Source organism: Ferribacterium limneticum (genome assembly GCF_020510625.1).
In the GTDB taxonomy this organism is placed as follows: Bacteria; Pseudomonadota; Gammaproteobacteria; order Burkholderiales; family Rhodocyclaceae; genus Azonexus; species Azonexus limneticus_A.
The window spans coordinates 865,075-889,129 of the sequence record NZ_CP075191.1; the positions used below are offsets into that span (position 1 = coordinate 865,075).

At 62.9% G+C, this 24,055-nt stretch carries 19 protein-coding genes; 13 read left to right on the forward strand and 6 right to left on the reverse strand.

Annotation, left to right across the window (positions count from 1 at the left end):
- Positions 1-30: 30 nt before the first annotated feature.
- From KI617_RS04175 to KI617_RS04210, 8 genes are all read left to right on the forward strand, one after another.
- Positions 31-1,317, forward strand: a complete 1,287-nt coding sequence (locus tag KI617_RS04175) for an MFS transporter (RefSeq protein WP_226450765.1) — start codon at positions 31-33, stop codon at positions 1,315-1,317.
- A gap of 85 nt (positions 1,318-1,402) precedes the next feature.
- A complete protein-coding gene (locus tag KI617_RS04180; RefSeq protein ID WP_226450766.1) occupies positions 1,403-2,392 on the forward strand; it encodes an efflux RND transporter periplasmic adaptor subunit in 990 nt (329 codons plus the stop codon).
- Between the two features lie 3 nt (positions 2,393-2,395).
- Positions 2,396-5,686, forward strand: a complete 3,291-nt coding sequence (locus tag KI617_RS04185; RefSeq protein WP_226450767.1) for an efflux RND transporter permease subunit — start codon at positions 2,396-2,398, stop codon at positions 5,684-5,686.
- Positions 5,686-5,913 (forward strand): YgaP family membrane protein, encoded by a 228-nt coding sequence (locus KI617_RS04190; RefSeq protein ID WP_226450768.1) that lies wholly within the window; start codon positions 5,686-5,688, stop codon positions 5,911-5,913. Before KI617_RS04185 ends, KI617_RS04190 begins: the two co-directional genes overlap by 1 nt.
- A gap of 200 nt (positions 5,914-6,113) precedes the next feature.
- Positions 6,114-8,024 (forward strand): putative bifunctional diguanylate cyclase/phosphodiesterase, encoded by a 1,911-nt coding sequence (locus KI617_RS04195; RefSeq protein WP_226450769.1) that lies wholly within the window; start codon positions 6,114-6,116, stop codon positions 8,022-8,024.
- Positions 8,025-8,085: 61 nt separating this feature from the next.
- The gene (locus KI617_RS04200; RefSeq protein ID WP_226450770.1) at positions 8,086-8,952 is read left to right on the forward strand and encodes an NAD(P)-dependent oxidoreductase; all 867 of its coding nucleotides are present in this window, start codon (positions 8,086-8,088) and stop codon (positions 8,950-8,952) included.
- Entirely contained in the window at positions 8,949-9,803 is an 855-nt protein-coding gene (locus KI617_RS04205) for an NAD(P)-dependent oxidoreductase (protein WP_226450771.1), read from the forward strand. Before KI617_RS04200 ends, KI617_RS04205 begins: the two co-directional genes overlap by 4 nt.
- Entirely contained in the window at positions 9,800-10,543 is a 744-nt protein-coding gene (locus tag KI617_RS04210; RefSeq protein WP_226450772.1) for a flagellar brake protein, read from the forward strand. Before KI617_RS04205 ends, KI617_RS04210 begins: the two co-directional genes overlap by 4 nt.
- Before the next feature lie 84 nt (positions 10,544-10,627).
- Here KI617_RS04210 and dmeF read toward each other — a convergent pair whose 3' ends face one another.
- From dmeF to KI617_RS04235, 5 genes are read right to left on the reverse strand one after another with little or no spacing between them, the layout of a single operon-like run.
- On the reverse strand, positions 10,628-11,599 hold the full coding sequence (gene dmeF, locus KI617_RS04215) for a CDF family Co(II)/Ni(II) efflux transporter DmeF (RefSeq protein ID WP_226450773.1): 972 nt from the start codon (positions 11,597-11,599) through the stop codon (positions 10,628-10,630).
- Positions 11,596-12,225, reverse strand: a complete 630-nt coding sequence (locus KI617_RS04220) for a class II aldolase/adducin family protein (protein ID WP_226450774.1) — start codon at positions 12,223-12,225, stop codon at positions 11,596-11,598. The genes dmeF and KI617_RS04220 overlap by 4 nt, the downstream gene beginning before the upstream one ends.
- Positions 12,218-13,306 (reverse strand): S-methyl-5-thioribose-1-phosphate isomerase, encoded by a 1,089-nt coding sequence (gene mtnA, locus KI617_RS04225; protein ID WP_226450775.1) that lies wholly within the window; start codon positions 13,304-13,306, stop codon positions 12,218-12,220. Before mtnA ends, KI617_RS04220 begins: the two co-directional genes overlap by 8 nt.
- Before the next feature lie 3 nt (positions 13,307-13,309).
- A complete protein-coding gene (locus KI617_RS04230) occupies positions 13,310-13,690 on the reverse strand; it encodes a type II toxin-antitoxin system death-on-curing family toxin (RefSeq protein ID WP_226450776.1) in 381 nt (126 codons plus the stop codon).
- A gap of 1 nt (position 13,691) precedes the next feature.
- On the reverse strand, positions 13,692-13,916 hold the full coding sequence (locus tag KI617_RS04235) for an AbrB/MazE/SpoVT family DNA-binding domain-containing protein (protein ID WP_226450777.1): 225 nt from the start codon (positions 13,914-13,916) through the stop codon (positions 13,692-13,694).
- Positions 13,917-14,037: 121 nt separating this feature from the next.
- Between KI617_RS04235 and KI617_RS04240 the strand changes: the two genes are divergently transcribed.
- The 3 genes from KI617_RS04240 (at position 14,038) to KI617_RS04250 (ending at position 16,513) form a co-directional block, all read left to right on the forward strand.
- Positions 14,038-15,195 carry a pyridoxal phosphate-dependent aminotransferase gene (locus KI617_RS04240; RefSeq protein ID WP_226450778.1) on the forward strand — a complete coding sequence of 386 codons (1,158 nt, stop codon included), beginning with the start codon at positions 14,038-14,040 and terminating at the stop codon, positions 15,193-15,195.
- 93 nt (positions 15,196-15,288) lie between these two features.
- Positions 15,289-15,714: a large conductance mechanosensitive channel protein MscL gene (gene mscL / locus KI617_RS04245; RefSeq protein ID WP_226450779.1), complete on the forward strand. Its 426-nt coding sequence runs from the start codon at positions 15,289-15,291 to the stop codon at positions 15,712-15,714.
- A gap of 157 nt (positions 15,715-15,871) precedes the next feature.
- Positions 15,872-16,513 (forward strand): hypothetical protein, encoded by a 642-nt coding sequence (locus tag KI617_RS04250; RefSeq protein ID WP_226450780.1) that lies wholly within the window; start codon positions 15,872-15,874, stop codon positions 16,511-16,513.
- Between the two features lies 1 nt (position 16,514).
- On the opposite strand, the gene glnE is transcribed toward KI617_RS04250, so the two are convergent.
- A complete protein-coding gene (gene glnE, locus KI617_RS04255) occupies positions 16,515-19,214 on the reverse strand; it encodes a bifunctional [glutamate--ammonia ligase]-adenylyl-L-tyrosine phosphorylase/[glutamate--ammonia-ligase] adenylyltransferase (protein WP_226450781.1) in 2,700 nt (899 codons plus the stop codon).
- Between the two features lie 101 nt (positions 19,215-19,315).
- On the opposite strand from glnE, the gene KI617_RS04260 reads away from it, so the two are divergent.
- Both KI617_RS04260 and KI617_RS04265 read left to right on the forward strand, forming a co-directional pair.
- Positions 19,316-23,239, forward strand: coding sequence for a YhdP family protein (locus KI617_RS04260; RefSeq protein WP_226450782.1), 3,924 nt, complete (start codon positions 19,316-19,318; stop codon positions 23,237-23,239).
- Complete coding sequence (locus tag KI617_RS04265; RefSeq protein ID WP_226450783.1) at positions 23,236-24,045, forward strand: carbon-nitrogen hydrolase family protein; 810 nt, start codon at positions 23,236-23,238, stop codon at positions 24,043-24,045. The genes KI617_RS04260 and KI617_RS04265 overlap by 4 nt, the downstream gene beginning before the upstream one ends.
- Positions 24,046-24,055 lie beyond the last annotated feature (10 nt).

Below are 24,055 nucleotides of genomic sequence, written 5' to 3' on the forward strand. Positions count from 1 at the left end.
CTGACTGAAAAGCCGCTCTCGAGACAAGCCATGAAATCCCTGACCCCGGAACAGATGCGCCGTCGCTGGTTTGCCCTCGGCATCGTGGCGCTGGCTTACATCCTGTCCTTCTTCCTGCGTTTCGCGCCGGCCGGGATCGCTCAGGATCTGGCGGCCTCTTTCGAGACTTCAGCGGCCTCGCTCGGCATCCTGGCCGCGACCTATTTTTACGTTTATACGCTGATGCAGGTGCCGACCGGCATCCTGGTCGACACCCTCGGGCCGCGGCGTATCCTGGCCTTGGGCGGATTGATCGGCGGTGCCGGCAGCTTCCTGTTCGGATTCGCGCCCAGCCTTGAGCTGGCGCTGGTCGGCCGCACGCTGATCGGGCTGGGCGTGTCGGTCACCTTCATTGCCATGCTCAAGCTGGTGGCCGTCTGGTTCGAGGAAAGCCGCTTCGCCACCATGGTTGGCATTTGCATGCTGATCGGCAATCTCGGTTCAGTGCTGGCCGGTGCACCGCTCTCGGCGCTGGCCCAGGCGACCGGCTGGCGCGGGGTATTCATCGGTGTCGGTTTTGCTTCGCTGGTTCTGGGCGCCTTGTGCTGGCTGATTGTCCGTGACGCGCCGGAAGCCGGGACGGCAGCCCCCAAGCCGCGCTTCGACCGGACGGTGGTGCTCTCCGGCTTGTGGTCCGTGATCAAGAACCGGAATACCTGGCCGGCCGTGGCAGTCAATACCGGCATGTCCGGCGCCTTTTTTACCTTCGCCGGCTTGTGGGCGATGCCTTACCTGATGCAGGTGCATGGCCTGGCGCGTTCTGTCGCGGCAACGCATTTGTCGCTGTGGTTTGGCGGCTTTGCCATCGGCTGCCTGTTCATCGGCGGTTTGTCCGATCGTCTGGGCCGGCGCAAACCGGTGCTGATCGTCGCCTCGCACCTCTATGGCGCAATCTGGCTGATCTGGCTGTCCTGCGCGACGATGCCGCTCATGCTGTCGTATGTGCTTTTTGCCCTGATGGGGCTGACGACCGCAGGATTCAGTCTGACCTGGGCCTGCTCCAAGGAAGTGAATCCGCCCATGCTGTCCGGCATGTCGACCAGCGTCGCCAACATGGGGGGCTTTTTGGCCAGCGCGCTGTTGCAACCCCTGGTCGGCTGGATCATGGATCTTGGCTGGAAGGGGGAGATGGTCAGCGGCGCCCGTTTCTACGATGTGGAAACCTGGCGTTACGGCGTCCTGGTGGTCACCGTCTGCGCAATTCTTGGCGCCGCATCCTGCTGGTGGATCAGGGAAACGCGCTGCCGGAATATCTGGCAGGCCAGCCCGGGTGGCTGATCGTTGCTAATAAAGTCTAATTAAATCAATGGGTGAGCCGCAAACGACTTGTCTTTTTCAGGTAAATTAGCTTATTCTTATATTTATGAGTGCAAACATTCTTCGTCCTTTGGTTCTCGGCCTGTTTTTCGCGTCGACCGCAGCTTTTGCCGTCGATCCGCTGCCGGTCGTCGTTGTCCAGCCGCATGCGGTCGATCTGACCTTTCCTGCCGAGTCCTTGGTTGAAGCTGTCCAGCAGGCGACGGTGGGCGCCCAGGTAGCTGGTCGGGTGCTGGAAGTGAAGGCCGACGCTGGAAAATCCGTGAAGAAAGGCGATGTGCTGATGCGCATCGATGCCCGCGAAGCGGCCGAGGCAGCGCGGGCGGCCGAGGCGCAGTATGCCAACGCCAAAGTCAATTACGAGCGGACGAAAAGCCTGGTTGCCCAGAAATTCATGAGTGGCTCCGCCCTCGACAAGGCCAGGGCGGATTTCGATGCCGCTGCGGCCAATCGTTCGGCCGCCGGTGCCAGCCAGAGCCACGCCACCATCGTCGCGCCGATCACCGGCATCGTCGCCCGCCGCCATGCCGAACTGGGCGATATGGCGATGCCTGGCGTGCCGCTGTTCACCATCTACCAACCGGGCAGTCTGCGGGTGACGGCGAGCATTCCACAGCATCGCCTGAAGGAAATGCGCGGGGTGAAAACGGCGCGGGTCGAATTCCCAGAGCTGGGTAAATGGGTCGATTCGAACACCGTTCAGTTGCTGCCGACCGCCGATGCGGCCACTCATGTTTCGCAGGTGCGCGTCAGCCTGCCGGAGATGCCGGATGCGATGCCGGGCATGTTCGCACGCGTCCATTTTGTGACCGGACAAGCTGAAAAGCTGACCGTGCCGGTAACGGCCGTTTTGCGGCGTGGTGAAGTGGCGGCCGTCTATGTGCAGATGGCCGATAATCGCCTGAGCCTGCGTCAGTTGCGTCTGGGCGATGCCGTCGGGCGCGGCGAGGTCGAGGTGCTGGCCGGGCTGGCCAATGGCGACAAGGTGGTCACCGATCCGGTCAAGGCCGCCATTCAGCTCAAGTCGGGCAAGTAGGCGATGAGCCACGATAACGCTCGCCTCGGTATTTCCGGGCGCATTGCTGCCGTATTCCAGTCGTCGCGGATGACGCCCTTGCTGGCGCTGGTCGCCTTCCTGATGGGGCTGTTTGCGACGCTGGTCACGCCGCGCGAGGAAGAACCGCAGATCGACGTGACGATGGCCGATGTGCTGGTCGCCTTTCCGGGTGCTTCGGCCAAGGATGTCGAGAACCTGGTGGCGCGGCCGGGTGAGCAGGTCTTGTCGCGCCTGCATGGTGTCGAGCACGTCTATTCGATGTCGCGTCCCGGCATGGCCGTGATCACCGTGCAGTTCGAGGTGGGCGTCAAATACAACGATGCCGTGCTGCGGCTTTACGACACCGTCCATTCGCATCGCGACTGGCTGGCGCCCAATCTCGGCGTGCAGGAGCCGGTGATCAAGCCGCGCGGCATCGATGACGTGCCGATTGTTTCGCTGACTTTCTGGACCCCGGACCCGACTCGTTCGGCCTTCGACCTGCAACAGGTGGCGCGGGCGGTCGAAATCGAGTTGAAGCGCATCAAGGGGACGCGTGATGTTTCAACCCTCGGTGGTCCCGATCACGCCATCCGCGTCCTGATGGACGCCGAGCGGATGAACGCCTTTGGCGTCACGCCGCAGGATATTGCCGGTGCGCTGAAAGTTTCGAATGCGCTCCAATCTTCGGGCAGCCTGACTGCCGGCAATCGTGAAGTGCTGGTGCAGACCGGAACTTACCTCGAATCCGCGGCCGATGTGAAACGGCTGGTGGTGGCCGTTCGCGAGCGCAAACCAATCTACCTGAGCGATGTGGCGACCGTCGAAGATGGCCCCGACCAGCCGAAACGCTACGCCTGGTTCGGCAACAAGGATGGCGAATTCCCGGCGGTGACCATCCAGCTTTCCAAACAGCCCGGCGTCAATGCGGCCGATGTGGCCAGTTCGGCGATCGAGCGGATCAACAGCCTGAAGAACACGGTCATCCCGGAGGGCGTTGAAGTGACCGTGACTCGCAATTACGGTGAGACGGCCACTGAAAAGGCACAGAAGCTGATCGGCAAGCTGATCTTCGCCACCGCTTTCGTCGTGGCGCTGGTCTTCTTCGCCCTCGGCCGGCGCGAGGCGGTGATCGTCGGCGTGGCCGTGACATTAACCCTCGCCGCGACGCTGTTCGCCTCATGGGCCTGGGGCTTCACGCTGAACCGCGTCTCGCTGTTCGCGCTGATTTTTTCGATCGGCATTCTGGTCGACGACGCCATCGTGGTTGTGGAAAATATTCACCGCTGGCAAGGGCTGCATCCTGACAAAACCCTGCTCGAAATCATACCCGGCGCGGTCGACGAAGTCGGCGGCCCGACCATCCTGGCGACCCTGACCGTCATTGCGGCGCTGTTGCCGATGGCCTTCGTCAGCGGCCTGATGGGGCCGTACATGAGCCCGATTCCGATCAACTCATCGATGGGCATGGCGATTTCGCTGGCCGTCGCCTTCGTGGTGACGCCCTGGCTGGCCGCCAGACTGATGAAGTCGCACTCCTCCTCCTTCAAGGGGGAGGTTGGGAGGGGGATGGGGGCGAGTGGTGGGCTAGTTGCAGGCCAACCCATCCCCACCCCAGCCCTCCCCTTGAAAGGGAGGGAGCAACATGCATCGAAGCTCGATGCCCGACTGGACAGCACTTTCCGCAAGCTGTTGACCCCCTTCCTCGATCCGCTGAAAGGCGGCGCCGCCCGCGTCAAGCTGGCCATCGCCGTCGTGCTGCTGATCCTCGGTTCGGTCTCGCTGGCTTATTTCCAGCTCGTCGTGCTGAAGATGCTGCCCTTCGACAACAAGAGCGAATTCCAGATCATCGTCGATATGCCGGTCGGCACGCCGCTGGAGGAGACGGCGCGGGTGCTGCATGAAATTGGTGCCGAATTGGCCAGCGTGCCGGATGTCGTCAATTATCAGGCCTATGCCGGCACCGCCAGTCCGATCAACTTCAACGGTCTGGTCCGCCAGTACTACCTGCGGGCCGTGCCGGAAAAGGGTGACCTGCAGGTCAATCTGGCTGACAAGCATCATCGGTCGCGGCAGAGTCACGAAATCGCCGTTTCGGTGCGCGAGCGCATCGAGGCCATCGGCAAGCGCAATGGTGGCGTTGCCAAGCTGGTCGAAGTGCCGCCGGGGCCGCCGGTGATGTCGCCCATCGTGGCCGAGGTCTATGGTCCGGATTACGCCGGCCAGATGGCCGTCGGCAAGCAGGTGCGTGCCGCCTTTGAAAAGACGGCCGACATCGTTGCGGTCGACGACTATATCGAGGCGGATTCCCGCAAGTTCGTGCTGCATGTGCTGCAGAGCAAGGCCGCACAGATGGGCGTTGCGCAGAGCGACATCGTCGAGGTGGTCGGTATGGGGCTGGCCGGGCAGGATGTGACGCCGGCGCGCAATACCGAATCGAAGTTCGAAATTCCGGTCCGGGTAACCCTGCCGGCCGAGAAGCAGTCCACGCTCGATGCCTTGCTCAAGCTGCGTGTCCGTTCGCGCGATGGCCAGCTGGTGCCAGTTTCGGAGCTGGTCGAGGTGCGTGATGTGGCGCGTGAGAAAGCGATCTATCACAAGGATCTGCTGCCGGTCGTCTACGTCGTTGGCGACATGGGCGGCAAGCTGGATTCACCGCTCTACGGCATGTTCGACATTCGTTCCAAGATCAATGGCGTGGCGCTCAAGGAAGGTGGAACGCTGGGCGAATGGTTCATCCGCCAGCCGGGTGATCCCTATGCCGGCTACAGCGTCAAGTGGGATGGCGAGTGGCAGGTCACCTACGAAACCTTCCGTGACATGGGTATCGCCTACGCGGTCGGCCTGATCTTGATCTATCTGCTAGTGGTCGCTCACTTCGGCAGCTATCTGGTGCCGCTGATCATCATGGCGCCGATTCCGCTGACCATCATCGGCGTCATGCCCGGCCATGCGCTGTTCGGCTCGCAATTCACGGCGACCTCGATGATCGGCATGATTGCCCTGGCCGGCATCATCGTTCGCAACTCCATCCTGCTGGTTGATTTCATTAAGCAGCAGGTCGCGGCAGGCATGGACTTTCACGATGCCGTGATCCAGTCGGCGGCAGTACGGGCCAAGCCCATCGCGCTGACCGCGCTGGCTGCCATGCTCGGCGCCCTGTTCATTCTCGATGACCCGATCTTCAACGGTCTGGCCCTGAGCATGATCTTCGGCATTCTGGTGTCCACCCTGCTGACGCTGGTGGTTATCCCGGTTCTTTATTTCTCGGCTTTTCGCAAGGAGCATCAATAATGACTATCGAACGCATCATCCGCATCATGGCGGGCGCTTTCATCCTTTTGTCGCTGGCGCTGGGTATCGAGGGTAGCCCGATCTTCGTCTCGAAGTGGTTCCTCGCCTTTACCGCCTTCGTCGGCTTCAATCTGCTGCAGAGCGGCTTCACCGGCTTCTGCCCGCCGGAAAAACTGCTCGCCAAGATGGGCGTCAAGCGCAGTGAGGGCGGTTCCTGTTGCGGATAAGTGACAGCCACGAAAAGCGCTTTAAGATCAAGGATTAATAAAGTCTCATAAGCGCTTGTTGTATATGCATATTGTCTTTTTTTGTGGTGCGTCAAAAATTCCGCTGAAACATTGATTCGTCTCGGCTAAACTCCGGGCAACGCGTGTATCCGGAAAGTAATACTTTGACGCAAAGTCCGGCCGTAGCCGGCCGAAAATTCGTGTTGTTCGCCATGGGGGCGGTCGTTCTGGCCTGGGGCCTGATCGGCCTTGACCTGTGGATCGCCAGCCGCCATGCGGACGCCGGAATTGCCCTTTTGCCGGGCCTCCCGAATCCGCAGGGCTTGCCGACGTGGACGCTTCTGCTCCTCGTTCTGGGCGTGTTTCTCACTTTCCTTGTTGCCCAGGCTTATCGGCAGTTGCTCTCGGCAAAGCGCCAGACGGAAGCCAAGTTGGCCCTGCAGTGCCTGATCGTCGATCACGTCTCCGAAGCGATGATCGTCACCGACAGCGCCCAGCGAATTCTCTCGGTCAACGCCGCGTTCGAACAGATTACCGGCTATGCCGGCAACGATGTCCTGGGCAAGACGCCGACCATGCTCAGTGCCGGACATCACGGCCTGGGTTCTCATCGCAATATCTGGGATTTCGTTGCCGAGAACGGTTACTGGGAAGGCGAGCTCTGGGATCGCCGCAAGGATGGCGCGATCTATCCCAAGCAGATGCGGATTACGGCCATCTGCGAAGATGGCGTGCACGTCTCGCATTTCGTCAGCGTATTTACCGATACCAGCGAAAACAAGGCACAGGCGGAGCGTCTTGAATTTCTGGCTCGCCATGATCCGCTGACCAATCTGCCGAATCGGCTGGCGCTCGATGCCCATCTCGACGCCATCCTCGATGGTGCCGTGCCCGGCATCAACCGCATGGCGCTGCTGATCATCGACCTGGATAATTTCAAGACCATCAACGACTCGCTCGGCCATCATGCCGGCGACCGCCTGCTGAGCGAATTGGCGCGCCGACTGGGCGGCCAGATGGACAAGACGAAGCGTCTTTTCCGCTTGGGGGGGGACGAATTCGTGGTTGTCATCGATCGCCTGTTCAGTGAAGAGACGGTCATCGAACTGGTCAATCGGCTGGTCGGGGTGATCGGTGAGTCATGCAATATCGACGGCCATGTGCTGCACAGCACGCCATCAATCGGCATCAGTCTCTATCCGGAAGATGGTCGGGATGCCCAGGCCTTGATCCGCAATGCCGATACGGCCATGTATTACGCCAAGGCCAACGGTCGCAACAACTATAAATTCTTCACCGAGCCGATGAATGCGGCCGCCAACAAGCGCCTGCATCTCGAAAGCGAACTGTGGTCTGCCCTGGCTGAGAACCAGCTGATCCTGCATTACCAGCCGCAGATCGATCTGCTCAGTGGCAAGATCGTCGGCGTCGAGGCACTGGTGCGCTGGCGGCATCCACAGCGCGGCCTGATTCCGCCGGTCGAATTCATTCCGGTGGCCGAAGAGTGCGGCCTGATCCTGCCGCTTGGTCATTGGGTGCTGCTCACCGCCTGCCGGCAGGTCAAGTCCTGGCTCGATGCCGGGATCGACATGGGGGAAATGGCCGTCAACATCTCGGCGCACCAGTTCCGGCAGCCTGAGTTCATCGCATCGGTGCAGGCGATTCTGGCTGAAACCGGCTTGCCCGCCGGGCGCCTGGAACTGGAAATCACCGAAAGCACGATCATGCACGGTGTCGATGAGGCGATCCAGACCTTCGCCCAGCTCAAGGCCATGGGCGTCAAACTGGCCATCGATGACTTTGGCACCGGCTATTCGTCGCTGGCTTACCTGCGTCGCTTCCCGCTGGATCGCCTGAAGATCGATCGCTCCTTCCTGGCCGATGTCGAAACCGATCCGGATGCTGCCTCGCTGGTCACCTCCATCGTCCTGCTCGGCCGCTCGCTGGGGCTGCAACTGGTGGCCGAGGGCGTCGAAAACTTCGCCCAGGCCGAATTCCTCCGCACGCTCGAATGCGAACGCGTGCAGGGCTTCCACTTTTATCAGCCGGTTTGTGCGGAAGAAGTGGTCGGCGTCGGCCGCTTTCAGGAATTTGCTGCCCTGCAGGCCTGATGGGCTTTGCGCTGGGGGCGTTGGCGCCTAAAATTCCGGTCTTGTCGACACGGAGTTCAGCATGAAAATCGGATTTATCGGTTTGGGCATCATGGGGCGTCCGATGGCGCTCAACCTGATCAAGGGCGGCCATCAGGTGACCGTCTGGGCGCGCCGCGCCGAATCCATGCAAGCCTTGCTCGACGCCGGTGCCAAAGGTGCAGCCAACCCGACCGAAGCCGCCCGTGGCAACGAACTGGTAATTTCCATGGTGGCCGATGCCCCCGATGTCGCCGAAGTCATGCGCGGTGTTGCCGCGGCGGGGGAATCCGGCCTGGTGGCGGTCGACATGAGCACCATCGCGCCGGCGGCTGCCCGCCAGATTGGTGCCGACCTGGCGGCGGCCGGCATCGATTTTGTCGATGCGCCAGTCTCCGGTGGTGAAGTCGGGGCCATTGCCGGTACCTTGTCGATCATGGCCGGCGGTGCCGAAGCCGCCTTTGCCCGGGCGAAACCGGCCTTTGAGTGCATGGGCAAGAACATTGTCCACGTCGGTGCCTCCGGTGCCGGGCAGGTGGCCAAGGCCGCCAACCAGATTGTCACCGGCATGGGTGTGCTTGCCGTCGCCGAGGCCTTCGCCTTCGCCGCCAAGAATGGCGTCGACGCCGGCAAGGTGCGCGAGGCGCTGCTCGGCGGTTTTGCCTATTCGAAGATTCTCGAAAACCACGGCCAGCGCATGCTCGACCGTAATTTCAAGCCGGGCTTCAAGAGCTGGATGCATGAGAAGGATTTGAATATCGTCATGCAGACCGCGCATGAGCTTGGCCTCTGTCTGCCGGGTTCGGCCGCCACGGCGCAGATGTTCAATGCCATGGTTGGCAGCGGTCTGGGTGAGGAAGATTCCATCGCCGTGCTGAAATTGCTGGAAAGGCTGTCAGGACAGGCATGAGAGTCGGTTTCATCGGCCTGGGGGTCATGGGGCGCCCGATGGCGCTGCATTTGCAGCGCGCCGGTCACGAACTGGCGGTCTGGGCTCGCCGGCCGGAAAGTATCGGCGAACTGCCGGCCAAGGTCTGCGCGACCCCGGCTGAACTCGGACGCTGCTGTGAGGTGGTGTTCACGGTCATTACCTCCAGTGCCGATGTCGAAGGCGTGGCGCTCGGCAAGGATGGCCTGCGCGAGGGGATGGCCGCCGGTTCGGTGCTGATCGACTGCTCGACCATTGCGCCCGATACGGCACGCCATGTTGCGGCACGGCTGGCCGAAAAAGGTATCCACATGCTCGATGCGCCGGTCTCCGGCGGTGTTCAAGGCGCCATCGATGCCTCGCTGGCGATCATGGCCGGCGGCGACGCCGAAGTGCTGGAACGCGTGCGGCCGCTGCTGGCCTGTCTGGGCAAGCTGATTGTTCATGTCGGGCCGAATGGGGCCGGGCAGGTGGCCAAGGCCTGCAACCAGATGATCATGGTCGCCGCCATCGAGGCAGCGGCCGAGGCGATGCGCCTTGCTACGGCTTCCGGTGTCGATTGCGCCAAGGTGCGGCAGGCGCTGGCCGGCGGTTCGGCCGCTTCGCGTGTGCTTGATGTGATGGGGGAGCGCATGGTGCGCCGTGATTTTTCGGCCGGCATCGAAGCGCGCCTGCATCACAAGGATTTCGGTCTGGTGCTCGAAGCGGCCCGCTGTAGCGGTGTGCCGGTGCCGCTCACCGCGGTCGTCGATCAACAATTGAATGCGCTGATGGCGCAAGGCTGGGGGCGTGACGATACGTCCTCGCTGTTACGCGTGTTGGAATTGTCATGACCCAGATTGCCCAGTTGTCCGAAGCCGAAATCGAAGCGCGTTTCCGCGTTACCGGAGTAAAGCCGGTTGCCTTCCTGCTCGGGGGCTATGCCAAGGAACGTGAGCCGTTTTCCGTCCAGTTCGGAGGGGCTGCCGAGATGTTCCTGACCACTCCGCTGGCCGCGCAGGTGGAGAAGGGGCAGCTGATTTTCGATTGCAGCGGCAGCGTCGAGACCAATCAGCGCCTGCTGCGCAGCGAGCGCAATATTTTCATCGGGCGGCCGGGCGGGGTTCATGTTCAATTCACCACCGGTGCGGCCCGCGAAGTGGTTTACGAGGGCAGCAAGGCGTTTGCGGTTACCTTGCCGCAGTACGTTGTGCGGCTGCAGCGCCGGGAATATTTCCGTATCGAAACGCCGCGGATCAATCCGCTGGAGTTTTTCGGCCGCCTGGCGGACGGTACGCTGCTCAAACTACCGGTGCACGATATTTCGGTATCCGGTATCGGGGTCAATGCGGCTGTCGTGCCTGAAGGCATTGTGCCCGGTGTAGTGCTCGCCAACTGCCATTTTTCCCTGCCCGGTGATGGCAAGGACCTGTTCTTCAGCGCCACGATCCGCAATGTGCTGGAGCAGGAAAGCCGCGGCGGCAACCGTCACTGGCGCATCGGGATGCAGTTCAACGACTTGTCGAGTGGCGACGAGGTGCGTATCCAGCGCTACATCGCCAAGATCGAGCGCGAGCGGCACGAGCTTTCCTGAGCGTCGGCTGATTGACCCCGCGTTGCCGTAGCAGCGGGGATTCAGCGTCTTGATTTACCGGCGCGTGGGCGCGCCGAAACCGCTTTAATCGGCGGTTCCCTGACAGACATCGCAGCGGTGGATTTCCACCGTGGCGTGCACGATTTCCTCATGGATCCCCAATGCGCTGCGGACTTGCAGCGGCGTCAGCGCCTGATCGTGGGTGAGCAGGCTGAGCGCGCAGGCATAGGCGCCGTTGCCGACGCGCCAGACGTGCAGGTCAGTCAGTTGCGTGTTGCCGGCTTGCGGCAATTGTCCGATGACTTCGCGGATTTCGGCGACCACCGGGTGGTCCATTTCGCGGTCGAGCAGCACATGGCTACTTTGCACGATCAGGTTCTTGGCCCAGAGGGCGACCAGCACGGCGCCGACCAGCCCCGTCGCGGGATCCAGCCAGGCCCAGCCATAGAACCAGCCACCAGCCAGCGCGGCGATCGCAAGTACCGAGGTCATCGCATCGGTGATGACATGGATGTAGGCCGCCTTGAGATTCAGGTCGTGGTGATGGTGGTGGGCGTGGTCATCGCCGTGATGATGGTGGTGATGCCCGTGATCGTGGGCTTTGCCGAGGATCAGCGCGCAGACCAGATTGACCGCCAGGCCGAGGATGGCAACGCCCATCGCTTCCGGATAATGGATGGTCTGCGGCGACCACAGGCGTTCGAGCGAACCGAAGACCATGGCCGCGGCAACACCGAGCAGGAAGATGGCGCTGGTGTAGCTGGCCAGCACCTCGATTTTCCAGGTGCCGAAGGCGAAGCTGGGGTCGGCCGCGTACTTGCGGGCGGCGGCATAGGCAAAGGCCGAGAGGCCGATGGCCAGCGCGTGCGAACTCATGTGCCAGCCATCGGCCAGCACGGCCATCGAGTTGAACCACCAGCCGGCAAGGATTTCGACCAGCATCGTGGCGATGGTGATCCACATGACCAGCCGGGTGCCGCGTTCGGCGGCTGCGTTGCCTGTGCTGTACTGGTGTTGGTGGGCCCAGCGCGAGATGTCGTGTTGAGGCTGGCTCATTGCTGTCCGTAGCCCTTGAACTTGTTGAGCACCTCGGCCATTTCGTCGGTCGAAAGCAAAACCGGGCTGCCGAGCTGGCTGGCCCGCCAGTATTGTTCGCACAATTCTTCCAGCTCGATGGCCAAGGCCAGTGCCTCGGCGAGGTCGCGGCCGGCGACCAGCATGCCGTGGTTGGCCAGCAGGCAGCCCTTGCGGCCATCCATCGCGGCCATGGCGGCAGTCGAAAGCGCTTCCGATCCGAAAATGGCGTAGCGGGCGCAACGAATGCTGTCGCCGCCAAAGCGGGCGATCATGTAATGGAAGGCCGGAATGCCCTGGCGCAGGCAGGCCAGGCTGACGGCGAAGGGCGAATGGGCGTGCAGTACGGCGCCGATTTCCGGGCGGCTGGCGTAGAGGTCGCGGTGGAAGCGCCACTCGGATGAGGGCTTGCGGCTACCGACATGCGAACCGTCGAGCCCCATCAGCGGAATATCGTCGTCGCGCAGGGCCTCGTAGGCCATGCCGGTCGGTGTGATGTAGAAGCCCTCGCCACTGCGCACGCTGACGTTGCCGGCGGTGCTGCGGTTGAGGCCGGCCGGCTGCATGGCGCGGGCGGTGCTGATCAGTTGGGTGCGCAGGTCAGCCATGGGCTTCCTCCGGATAGAGGGCCAGCAGGCCTTCGCGGCTGGCCGGGCAGATGCCGCGTTCGGTGATGATGGCCTTGACCAGCCAGTTCGGTGTCACGTCGAAGGCCGGGTTGGCAACATCCTCGCCAGCCGGCAACTGGCGCAGCGCGGATGGCACGCCGCGGCTGTCGAGGCCGTGCACCAGGCGGAATTCGTCGCCGTCACGTTCCTCGATCGGGATGCTGGCCCCCTCGGGACAGGCGAAATCAAGGGTCGAGCGCGGCGCGGCGACGTAGAAGGGAATGCCGTTGTCGGCGCAGGCCAGCGCCTTCAGGTAGGTACCGACCTTGTTGGCGACGTCGCCGTTGGCGGCAATGCGGTCGGCGCCGACGATCACCGCGTCGACCTTGCCGTTGCGCATCAGCAGGCCGGCAGCGTTGTCGGCGATCAGGGTGTGCGGCACGCCGTGCTGTTCCAGTTCCCAGGCGGTGAGCAGCCCCTGGTTGCGGGGGCGGGTTTCCGAAACCCAGACATGCACCGGCACGCCGGCATCGTGCGCCGCATAGATCGGCGACAGTGCCGTGCCCCAGTCAACCGTGGCCAGCCAGCCGGCGTTGCAGTGGGTCATGATGTTCAGGGTCTGGCCGTCGGCGACGATCAGGTCATTCCAGAGCTTGAGTCCGTGCTGGCCGATGGCGGCGTTCTGCGCCACGTCTTCCTCGGCGATGGCGGCAGCCTCGGTCCAGGCAGCTTCGCAGCGTGCTTCCGGCGCCAGCGGGCGGAGGACTTTTTCCATCCGGGCCAGCGCCCAGTGCAGATTGACGGCCGTCGGGCGCGTTGAGCCGAGCACGGCCAGAGCTTCATCCAGCCGGTGGTCGGAAGCCTCGAAATCGAGCGCAATGGCCAGGCCGTAAGCGGCGGTGGCGCCGATCAGCGGCGCGCCCCGGACCTGCATGGCGCGGATGGCGTGGGCCGCCTCTTCCAGCGTGGCGACGCGCACCCAGTGCAGCGCATGCGGCAGCCGGGTCTGGTCGATGATGTCGATGGCGCGCCGCTCAGGATGGGCGCGCAGGGTGCGAGTGGGGATACCGTCGATGTTCATGGGTCAGAGTGGTGCTGTGTGGGTGCGCAGCCAAGCGGCGTAATCGCTCTCGCCAATTTCTCCGGCGGCGAGGGCGAGCATGGTTAGCGTAGCGTCCTGTTGGGTGGCGGTCAGGCGGTAGCCATTCAGACGCAGGAACATACCGGCGCCAAGAAAGCCGGCTCGCTTGTTACCGTCAATGAAGGGATGGTTTTTGGCCAGTCCGAAGGCATAGGCGGCAGCGCAGTCAAAAAGGTCTGGGTTGCCATAGTGGAGGAGGTTTTCCGGTCGTGCCAGCGCCGAGTCGAGCAAGCCTTCATCGCGGATGCCCTGGGCGCCGCCGTGCAGCACCAGACTCTCACCGTGCAGGAGCAATAAAGCCCGCCGGTTGATCCAGATGAACATGCTACTTGGCGAGTTCGTGGAAAGTGTCGCGGAATTCGCGCATGAACTCGCGGCCGGCTTCAACCTGTCGCGCAACTTCGGGGTCGTAAGGCGTCATCGAAAAGCCTTCGGGTGATTCGACGAGATAAACCGTGTCGCCCTTGTCGACATGCAGCATGGCCAGGGCTTCCTTGGGCAGCACAACGCCCACCGAATTGCCGATCTGGGTCAGTTTGAGTGCGAACATGGACGTCTCCGAATCTTGTTATAACGGATGTAATACTAAACCTTTTTTGAAGCCGATGCTTGTTCGTGCGCCAGCCTTGCCGCATGATTTCAGCCACTTTTTGCCGTTGAGCGCAGGAACCATGCAAACCAGTATTCAGATCGACTCCCGCTTCCCGAACATGGGAACGACCATCTTCACCGTGATGAGCCGGCTAGCCGCCGAGTGCGGGGCGGTGAACCTGTCGCAGGGCTTTCCCGATTTTCAGGCCGAGCCGGCGCTGTTCGACGCCGTGCACCGCCACATGCTGGCCGGGCGCAATCAGTACGCGCCGATGGCCGGCTTGCCTGAGTTGCGCCAGGCCATCGTGGACAAGGTGGCGGCCTTGTACGGCCCGCGTTTCGATGTCGAGTCCGAAGTGACGGTCACGGCCGGGGCGACGCAGGCGATCTTTACCGCCATCGCCGCCTTCGTCCGGCCGGGCGACGAGGTGATCGTCTTCGAGCCGGTGTACGACAGCTACGTGCCAGCCATCGAGACGGTCGGCGGCACGGCGGTCTACGCCCAGCTCAAATTCCCGGATTACGCCCCGGACTGGGCGCAGGTCGCCGGGCTGATCTCGCCGAAGACGCGGATGATCATCGTCAACTCGCCGCACAACCCGACTGGCAGCCTGCTGACGGCGGCCGATCTCGACAAGCTGGCGGAGTTGGTCCGTGGCACGGATATCGTGATTCTGTCCGATGAGGTGTACGAACATATCCTGTTCGACGGCGAGCAGCACGCCAGCCTGTGCGGTCATGCCGAGCTGGCAGCGCGCAGCATCGTTGTTTCCAGCTTCGGCAAGACCTATCACATCACCGGCTGGAAGATCGGCTACGTGGTCGGGCCGGCCGCCCTGATGGCCGAGTTCCGCAAGGTGCATCAGTTCAACGTCTTTACCGTGCATGCCCCGTCGCAACTGGCGATTGCCGAATACATGCAGGATGCCTCGCGCCATCTCGGGCTGGCGGCCTTCTATCAGGAAAAGCGGGACTTTTTCCGTGGCTTGATGGCGGGGACGCCCTTTGAACTGCTGCCTTGCCGCGGCACCTATTTCCAGCTGGCGCGCTACGACCGGATTTCCGATTTGCCCGACCGCTCCTTTGCCGAATGGATGGCGCGGGAAGTGGGTGTCGCGGTCATTCCGGTTTCGGTTTTCAATGCGGATGGGCGCGATGACAAGGTTGTCCGCTTCTGCTTTGCCAAGCGCGAGGAAACTTTGCGGGCTGCCGCCGATCGGCTGTGTAAAGCACTGTAATGAAACCTGAAAATATGAAAAATGCTTGACCTTGTTCCTTGCTGAAGAGAATAATCAAACGGTCAATAAACCAATATCCACGGAGAAAACAGTATGGGAATGATTCAGGAATTCAAGGAATTTGCGGTCAAGGGCAATGCCATGGATCTGGCCGTTGGCGTGATCATCGGCGGCGCTTTCGGCAAGATCGTCGACTCCATCGTCGGCGACCTGATCATGCCGCTGGTCAGCCGTATCGTTGGCAAGCTCGATTTTTCCAACCTGTTTGTCGTGCTCGGTGACAACCCGAACAACCTGGCAACGCTGGCCGATCTGAAGAAAGCCGGTATCGCCGTCTTTGCCTACGGCTCTTTCCTGACCATTCTGGTCAATTTCGTCATCCTCGCCTTCATCATCTTCATGATGGTCAAGCAGATGAACCGCCTGCGCAAGGAAGAACCGGCGGCGCCGGCCGAAGCCCCGCCGCCCCCGGAAGATGTGCTGCTGCTGCGCCAGATTCGCGATTCGCTGCAGAAGTAAGCTGCTCCAATCCCCGAAAGCCGCCGTCAGGCGGCTTTTTTGTTTGTGGCCTGGCTGCTCAGATGCAACACTTCGTAACACCGGCTGTGAGCGGTCTGTCCAAAGCCAGGCGGCAGCGTTAATCTGATAACGACACTAAACCCCGAGGGGAAAAGCCATGAAAAAAAGACTGCTTATCGCCGCATTGACTGCCGCCATGCTGCTCGGCGGCTGCGTGGTGGCCCCGTACGACACTTACCCGGTCTATGGCGACCCTGTTTATGTCGAGCCGCCGCCGCAGCGTATCGAGCATCCCGGCTATGCGCCGGCCGTTGGTTACCTGTGGATAGGGGGCTACTGGAACTGGAGCGGCCATCAGCACGTCTGGATTCCCGGGCGATGGGAGGCGCCGCGCCCGGGGTATCGCTGGATTGAGCCGCGCTGGGAGCGGGATGGCCGCAACTGGCGCCAGCAGCGCGGTGGTTGGCAGCCTGAGCACCACCCGCAGGCGGCGCCACGCTACGAGCGTCGCGAGGCGCCGCGTCCGGAGCCGGTGCCGCAGTACCGTCAGGAGCGTGGCCATCAGGCGCCCGTGCAGCAGGCGCCGGCGCCTATGCCGCCCTCGGTCCAGTCGCCAGCGCCGCGTCGTGAAATGGAAAGCCGCCAGCCGCCCGCCCAGGAGATGGGCCGGCGAGGCCAGCCCGAAATACGGACCGCCCCGGAACAGCGTGGGCCTGGCGCCCAACGTGATGAGCGCGGTCGTGGCGAGCAGCGCGATGAGCGTCGTTCAAAACGCCGGGATGAGGATGACCGCCGCTGATTTAGCGGGTGCCGAAGACGCCCATCCAGAGGGCTTCTACGGCCGCAATGTGGTTCTCGATGGCGTCGCGCGGAATCGGTGCCTTGGGCGTGGCCGATAGTCGCTTGGCGTGCTGCAGGCGCCGGTATTCGCGATAGGCGTTGCCGGCGGCCTTGGCTTGCTGCGGATCGATCAGGCCCAGTTCGCCGGCCATGCGCAACAGGGCGATGTTGCCCAGGTTGCCGGTCAGGCTGGCGTGCTGATGGGCATAGCCAAGCACCAGATACTGGACGATGAACTCGACATCGACGATGCCGCCGATGTCGTGCTTGAGCCCGAATTCGGTTTCGCTCTTCGAGGCATGCGCGTCGAGCATCTTGCGGCGCATGGCGATGACCTCTTCCTTCAGCTTGGCGAGGTCGCGCGGCTGGCGCAGGATTTCGCAGCGGATTTCCTCGAAACGCTGGCCGACGGCCGGATCGCCGGCGCAGAAGCGGGCGCGGGTCAGGGCCTGGTGTTCCCAGACCCAGGCGTTGTTCAGCTCGTAATCGCGGAAAGCATCGACGGAGACGGCGAGCAGGCCGGAGTCGCCATTCGGGCGTAGCCGCAGGTCGGTCTCGAACAGGATGCCGGCCGAGGTCTGGCTCGATAGCCAGGAATTCAGCCGTTGGCCGAGGCGAGTGTAGTTTTCCGGGGCGTCCTGATCGTCGTCTTCGTAGAGGTAAACGAGGTCGAGGTCGGAGGCGTAGCCCAGTTCCTTGCCGCCCATCTTGCCGTAGCCGATGATGGCGAATTTCGGCGTTTCACAATGCCGCTTCTTGATCGTCTGCCAGCACAGCGGCAGGGTTTCCTGGACGATGGTGTCGGCCAGTTCGGTCAGATGGTCGGACAGATGCTCGATGGTCTGCAGGCCGGCCAGATCCTGCGCCAGCAGCCGGAAGACCTGGCCGTGGTGCATTTCACGCAGGATGTCCATCTCCCGCTCGGTATCGCCGGCATGCTGGGCCAGGTTGTCGCGCAGATTTTCACGGAAACCGGCCCAGTTGGTGGCGATCTCGTAAAGGCGAGGGTCGAGCAGCTCGTCGAGCAGCAGCGGGTGGCGGTTCAGGTACTCAGCCGCCCAGTTGGAGGCGCAGATCATGTCGGCGACACGGCGTAGCGCCATCGGGTATTGCTGCAACAGGGCCAGATACGACCCTCGGCGGGCGATGCCTTCGAGGAAGCTGATGCCGCGGGCCAGTGTCGTGTCGGGGGCGCCGGTGGCGCCGGCGGCTTCGATCAGGCGCGGGCCGACGGCGTCGAGGCGGGAGCGGTTGGTGGCCGGCAGTTGCTGGTAACGACTGGAAGCACGCAGTTCGGCCAGGCGGGCGATCGCCTCCCGGGGGTGCCGGAAGCCGAGGTTGCCGAAGGCTTCGATGGCCGTTTCTTCGTCCATCTGGCCTTGCCACAGGCCGATCAGCGGATGTTCCCCGGCTTCAGGATCGGAGAAGACGGCTTCGAAGTGCCGGCTGACCTTGGTGCGGTGGTCGTCGAGCACCGCGAGCATCGACGCCCAGTCCGGGAAGTCCATGCTGCGGGCAATCCTGGCTTTTTCGCCGTCTTCGACCGGCAGCATGTGCGTCTGCTTGTCTTCGACGTACTGCAGGCGATGCTCGAGGCGGCGCAGGAAGATGTAGGCTTCGCGCAGTTCCTGCTCGGTTTCGGCCGGGATCAGCTTCCGGTCGACCAGTAGGGCAAGCACCGACAGCGTCGGGCGGATCTGCAGCGCCATGTCGCGGCCGCCGCGAATCAGCTGGAAAACCTGGGCCATGAATTCGATTTCACGGATGCCGCCCGGGCCGAGCTTGACATGGTCGGCCATGTCCTTGCGCGCCACTTCGCGGCGGATTTGCGCGTGCAGGTCGCGCATGGCGTTGATGGCGCCGAAATCGAGATACTTGCGGAAGACGAAGGGGCGGGCAATTTTCTGCATTGCCGTCACCCAGTCCGGCTGCAGGTTGGCGCCGGCGTTCATGGTCCGACCCTTGATCCAGGCGTAGCGCTCCCACTCGCGGCCCTGGGTGATGAAGTAGTTTTCCAGCGCATCGAGCGAACAGACCAGCGGGCCGGAATCGCCGTTTGGGCGCAGGCGCATGTCGACGCGGAAGACCTGGCCGTCGGCGGTCAGGTCACCGAGGGCGCCGATGATGCGCTTGCCGAGGCGGGTGAAAAAGTCGAAATTCTCGATGCTCTTCGGGCCGGCGGTGTCGCCGTCTTCCGGGTAGATGAAGATGTAATCGACGTCGGAGGAGACATTCAGCTCACGCCCGCCGAGCTTGCCCATGCCGATGATCATCAGGCGTTGCGGGCGGCCCTGCTTGTCCAGCGGCTCGCCGTAGGTGGCGACCAGTTGGCGGTGGTAATAATCGAGCGCAAAGTTGGTCGTCACATCGGCGAGCAGGGTCATGCTCTCGACAATTTCGGCCAGCGGCGCCAGGCCGCCCAGATCGCGCAGGACCAGGTGGGCCATGGCACGATGGCGCAGGCGGCGCAGCACGGAGCGGACCGTATCGTCGTCGGCGAATTCCCGCTGCAACGGCGCCAGCAGCAGTTCCTCGGAGAGGGGCTGGTGCCAGGTGGCGGCCAGTTCCGGAATCAGGTCCGGGTGGGCATTGAGCTGGTTGGCCAGGTAGCGGCTGTGGTCGACAGCGGCTTGCCAGCGGGGATCGAGGGTGGTGTCCATGATGGTCGGTCGGCGGTTTAGCCGAAAAGGATAGAATGTTGGTTTTCGCTATCTGCTGATTGTAGTGACCTATTACCTTCCATGGCAAAGCGGCTTGACGCGTGAATGACCCGCTGAGCCGGAATTCCGGCGTGATTTCGCAGGATGTTCGTATCGGGCTGTATCACCGCCTGCATTGGCTGTGGCCTATCCTGGCCAAGCCGGCCGTTGGCCGCGCCCTGCGCCTGCTGGGCTGGGGTGTTCTGGCCGCCTGGCTGGCCTTTGCCATTTTGCTGCTCGCCTTGCGCTATGCCGTGTTGCCCAAGATTTCGGACTACCGGGTGCAGATCGAGCAGGCGGCGACGAAAGCGGTCGGCCAGCCGGTCTCCATCGGCCGGATTGAGGCGCGCTGGCAGGGGCTGAACCCGGATCTGGTGCTCGACGATGTCGTGGTCGCCGATCGCCAGGGCGCGCCGGCCTTTTCGCTGGCCCGGGTCGAAGGCGTGCTGTCCTGGCAAAGCCTGTTGCGACTGCGCCCGACCCTGGCCTTGCTGGCTTTCGACGGCCCGGTGCTGCATGTGCGCCGGGAAACCAGCGGCAAGCTCACCATCGCCGGCATGGATACCGAGGGCGAGAGCGACCCGGCCTTTGCCGAATGGGTACTCGAACAAAAGCGCATCCGTATCCGCGACGCCACCATCGTCTGGGACGACCGGCTGCGCAAGGCGCCGCCGCTGGTGCTGGAAGATCTGCAGTTCGCCCTGGACAACAGTGGGCGCCGCCATCGCTTCGGGTTGTCGGCGGTGCCGCCGGAGTCTCTGGCCGCGCGCATCGACATTCGAGGCGAGGTCAAGGGCGATCTCGGCGAGGCGCTGGACAACCTGTCCGGCAAGGTTTTTGTCGAGCTCGATTACGCCGATCTCGCCGGTTGGCAGCCGTGGGTCGATTACCCCGTGCACCTGCCGCAGGGCCGAGGCGCCTTGCGCATCTGGGGCGATATCGACGATGGCGCCGGCAAGGTGACGGCCGACGTGGCACTGGAGGAATTGCGCATCCGCCTCGGACGCAAACTGCCGGAACTCGACCTGGCCAGCATGCGCGGCCGTCTGGAAGGGCGTTACAAGGCGGATGCGTGGGCGCTGGTCGGCCACAAGGTCGAACTATTGACGCAGGACGGCATTCGTATCGCACCGACCGATTTCAAGGTCGAATGGCGGCAGGACCCGAAGAGCGCCGCGCTGAGCGGCAATGCCAGCGCCAGCTTCCTCGATTTGTCGGTGCTGGCACGACTGGCGGCTTACATGCCGCTGGACGCCCATAGCCGGGATTTGCTGATCCGTCATCGTCCGCAGGGCCAGATTTCCGAATTGAAGACGAGCTGGTCGCTGGATGGCGAGACCCTCAAGCGCTACAGCCTGAAGACGAACTTCCGCCAGTTGGGCATCGAGGCCGATCGCTATTTCCCCGGGGCCTCGGGCCTCTCCGGCAATATCGACCTGACCGAAAAAGGCGGTGAATTGACGCTGAATTCCACGACTTCAGGCCTGTCGCTGCCGGCCATTTTCCCCGAGCCGGATATTGCGCTGGATACCCTGAAAGCGCGGGCCAGCTGGAAAAACTCAGCAGAGGCCGTCGATATCAAGCTGGAAAAGTTGGAGTTTGCCGGCCCGGATGCGGCCGGTTCGGCTCTCGGCTCTTACCGTTATACCGGCCAAGGTCCCGGTGAAATCGACCTGACGGCCAGTGTCGACCGGGCCGATGGACGCGCCGTCTGGCGTTACATGCCGCATGTGGTCAATGCCGAAGCGCGGAACTGGTTGAAGCGCGGCATCGTCGCCGGCCGTGGCTACGATGGCCGGCTGGTGCTCAAGGGCAATCTCAAGGATTTCCCGTTCCGCGACGGCAAGAGCGGCAAGTTCATCGTCACCGCCAAGGCGACGGAAGCCAAGATCGACTACGCCGCCGGCTGGCCGACCATCGAACATATCGATGCCGACATGAGCTTCGGCACCGGCATGAAGATCCTTGCCAGCAAGGGGCGCATCCTTGGCGCCTCGTTGTCGGATGTGACGGTGGATATTCCCGATTTCGAATCGCATGAGGAAATGCTGCTCGTGCGCGGCCTCGCCCAGGGGCCGACCACGGAATTCTTCCGTTTCATGGAGCAGAGCCCGGTCTCCGAGAAGATCGATCGCTTCACCGATGGCATGAAAGCGGTGGGCAATGGCACGCTGAATCTTGAGCTCGACATTCCGCTGCGCCATGTGATCGACACCAAGATGCGCGGCGACTACCGTTTCCAGAACAACCAGCTGCAGCCGCTGGCCGGTTTGCCGCCGCTGACCCAGGTCAATGGCCGTCTGCAGCTGACCGAAAATTCGGTGGTCGCCCAGGATATCGTTGGTCGGGTCTTCGGCGGACCGCTCAAGGTCCTGGTCAAGAGTGCCGGCGACAAGGTCGGGGTGGTGGCCAGCGGGACGGCGAATATCGGCGAGGTGAGCAAGCATTTTGGTTGGCCGCTGATCAACTACTTGACGGGTAGTGCCGGCTGGAAGGCCGATATCAACATCCGCCGCCGCAATGCCGAAGTGGTGGTCGAGTCGGATCTGCTGGGCGTCAGTTCGCCATTGCCCGAGCCGTTGAACAAGAATGCGACAACACCGTTGGCCCTGCGCATCGAGCGCTCCACGCCGGATGCCCAGCGCGAGCAATACCGGATCACGCTCGGCAAGATCGGCCAGGGGGTGATCGTTCGCCGACTGGATAACTGGGAGCGTGGTGTCTTCGCCGTCGGCGATGCTGAGCCGCGCCTGCCGGAAAAAGGGCTGGCCGTGCGGGTGGCGACGCCGCGCATCGATGCCGATGCCTGGAAGAATTTCCTGCCCGACAACGGAAACGGGGCGACCCTGGATAGCGGTGGCCTGGCCCTGAATGTGGTGACGCTGAAAACACCGCAACTGCGGGTGTTCGAGCGCGATTTCAGCCAGGTTGATCTCAGCCTGCGGCCGCGTGATGGCGGCTGGCAGATCGGCCTGAACACCCGCGAAGCGGTGGGCGATGTTTTCTGGAAGAGTGCCGGTGAAGGCTGGGTCGAAGGCAATTTCAAGCGACTGATCGTGCGGCCGGCGACCGAAATTGGCGAAGGCAGCACGACCCTGATCAATACCTTGCCCGGTATGAGCCTGGTCGTCGAGGATTTTCACATCGGTGACAAGGCGCTCGGCAAGCTGGACCTGAAAGCACGTAACGACAAGGGGGCGTGGCACCTCGATACGCTGAATTTGCAGAATCCGGACGGCGGCCTGAAAGGCAAGGGCATCTGGGTCAATAGCGGGCGACATCAGACGCGGCTCGATTTCGAGCTGACGGCCAAGGATATCGGCAAGCTGCTGGACCGCCTGGGCTATGCCGATACGGTGCGCCGGGGCAGCGCCAAACTCACCGGCGACCTGCAATGGAGCGGCCCGCTGACCGGAATTCATTACCCGTCGCTGACCGGGCAGATGGCGGTCGTCGCCGAGAAGGGGCAGTTCAACAAGCTGGAACCGGGCGTCGGCAAGCTGCTTGGCCTGATCTCGCTGCAATCCCTGCCACGCCGGCTGACGCTCGATTTTCGCGACATCTTCAGCGATGGCCTGGCTTTCGACAGCATCGATGCCAAACTGTCGGTCCGCAAGGGCGTCATGCGAACGACCGAGCCGTTGCGGATCAGCGGCCCGGCCGCGCAGGTCGAAATGCAGGGCGAAACCGACCTGAAAACGGAGACGCAGGATCTGCAGGTCGTCGTCCGTCCGGAGCTTGGCGGGCTGGCTGCGGTCGGCACGGCGGCGCTGATCAACCCGGTGGTCGGGGCTGCGGCGTTGGTTGCCAACACTGTGCTGCAAAAGCCGCTCAACCGGCTGTTCAGCTACCGCTATCATGTCACCGGCACCTGGGCTGATCCGCAAATCGACAAGGCCGGCGAGTCAGCGCAGGAAGTCAAAACCAAGCCGGAAGAAGAGGGCAAAGCCGTGGAAAATAAACCCGCCGTGGAAAGCAAGCCGTGAGCAAGCAGAATTGCCGTATCGCCGCCTTGCAGATGGTTTCCGGGCCGCGTGTCGCCGAAAACCTGGCTACTGCCGGGCGACTGGTCGACCAGGCTGTCGAGCAGGGCGCCCAGCTCGTGGTGCTGCCCGAGTATTTTCCGATCATCGGCGCCGCCGATGCCGACCGGGTGCGGGCGCGCGAGGATTTCGGGCATGGCCCGGTCCAGGAATGGCTAGCCGAGACGACGCAGCGCCATGGGGTGTGGCTCTTTGCCGGTTCGATCCCGCTGGCGGCGAGCAGCCCCGACAAAATGCGCAATTCCAGCCTGGTCTTCAACCCGGCCGGCGAGTGCGTCGGTCGCTACGACAAGGTGCACCTGTTCGGTTTCAAGAAGGGCGACGAGTCCTACGACGAGGCCAGTTTCATCGAGCCGGGCAGCCAGCTGGTGGCAGTGGACACGCCCTTTGGCCGCATCGCCCTGTCGATCTGCTATGACCTGCGCTTCCCCGAGTTGTACCGGGCCTTGGCGCCGGTCGACCTGATCCTGGTGCCGGCTGCCTTCACCGAAACGACCGGCCGGGCGCACTGGGAAATCCTGCTCCGCGCCCGGGCCATCGAGAACCAATGTTATCTTCTCGCTGTCGGACAAGGCGGCCGCCATGAAAACGGCCGGATGACCCACGGCAACAGCATGATCATCGATCCCTGGGGCGAAATCCTCGATCGCAAGCTGAAGGGGCCGGGCGTGGTCATCGCCGACCTCGATCACCAACGTATCGCCGAAATTCGCGAGAGCCTGCCGGCGCTCGCACACCGCAAACTTTAAGGAAGTATTC